Source organism: Candidatus Diapherotrites archaeon, assembly GCA_040755695.1.
GTDB lineage: Archaea > Iainarchaeota > Iainarchaeia > Iainarchaeales > 1-14-0-10-31-34 > JBFMAK01.
On the sequence record JBFMAK010000036.1, the window covers coordinates 1 to 1311 of the forward strand.

The following is a 1311-nucleotide window of genomic DNA, read 5'->3' on the forward strand; positions in this document are numbered from 1 at the left end:
CAGCACTGTCCGGTTAGGAAATTGCATGACAACCGGTAAACATCATTTGAAAAAAATTCTCCCGGAGGCGTTTTTTTCCTTGACAAATTAGCTTGTGAACAAGTGCGGTTTTCGTAATATCCTAAATAATATAAGGAAATTACGGAATGCCTCGCTCCCTCACCGCCCAAGATCACAAGATCCCGGAACCGTCTTTCCTGGAATTATGGCAACCGGTAGAAAATTTTCTCAATGACATTCCGGTGCTGCAATCCCGGGGAAATCGAAAGCTGAAAATGAATTTTGCACAGCAACTCAAATCCTTAATCCTCTTCCACCTGGAGGAGTACGACTCTGCCCGGCACTTGCTGCAGGTTCTGGAGCAAGACGATTTTGCCCGTTCCTTTATCGCCCCGCCCGAAGGAATTGGCCGCAGCAGTTATGGCGAGGCCCTCAACACCAGGGGGCTGGAACAATTACTCTTTGTCTATGAAAAACTTCAGGCTCAGGCCACCGCCACCTTGCCCGCGGCCCATTCCCATTTGGGCGACCTGGTGGCCATTGACGGCACCCTCATCGACGCTCTCAGTTCCATGACCTGGGCCGATTACTCCTCCACCACCAAAAAAGCCAAGATTCATCTGGGCCTGGACATCAACCGGGGCACCCCCGGGAAAGTCTGCTTGACCGACGGCAAAGGCGATGAACGCCCCCTGGTCCCGCGCCTCCTGTCCCCCGGCCAAACCGGGGTCATGGACCGCAACTACCACTGCCACCGCAACTTCGACCTCTGGCAGGAGCAAGGCTTGCACTTTGTCTGCCGCATCCGAGCCGGCACCACCAAGACCTGCCTGCAAGCCCATGACATCCCGGAGGGCTCTCCGGTGTTTTATGACGCCCTGGTGCTCTTGGGCACCCCCAAGCTCAGGCAAACCCAACGGCCGCTGCGGCTTGTGGGGTATTGGGTGGAATCCAAAAAATTTTGGGTGGCCACCAGCCGCCATGACCTGGCGGCCGCAGACATTGCTCTGGTCTATAAATTGCGCTGGGAGATCGAAAAATTCTTTGCCTGGTGGAAGCAGCATCTGAACGTTTATCCGCTGATTGCCAGAAGCCCCTATGGCTTCATGGTGCAAGTTCTCGGCGGACTCATTACCTATCTCCTATTGGCCATTTATTGCCATAAGCATTTCCAGGAAAGAGTCAGCCTCAACAGAGTCAGAGAATTACGCATTAACATCCAAAATGAAGCTCGGATTCTGCATAATCACCCCCCAGAGTCTCAGCCTCTGAGGGATTACGCTTTTGCAAAAACCTAACCGGACAGTGCTG

The 1311-nt window shown here is 53.4% G+C and carries 1 protein-coding gene; it reads left to right on the top strand.

Annotation, left to right across the window (positions count from 1 at the left end):
• Positions 1-146: 146 nt before the first annotated feature.
• Positions 147-1298: an IS4 family transposase gene (locus AB1467_07515; protein ID MEW6296102.1), complete on the top strand. Its 1152-nt coding sequence runs from the start codon at positions 147-149 to the stop codon at positions 1296-1298.
• Positions 1299-1311: the final 13 nt, after the last annotated feature.

What these genes read in the sequence shown, in the direction of transcription:
- AB1467_07515 (MEW6296102.1), top strand. Translation starts at nt 147, where the DNA reads ATGCCTCGCTCCCTCACCGCCCAAGATCACAAGATCCCGGAACCGTCT.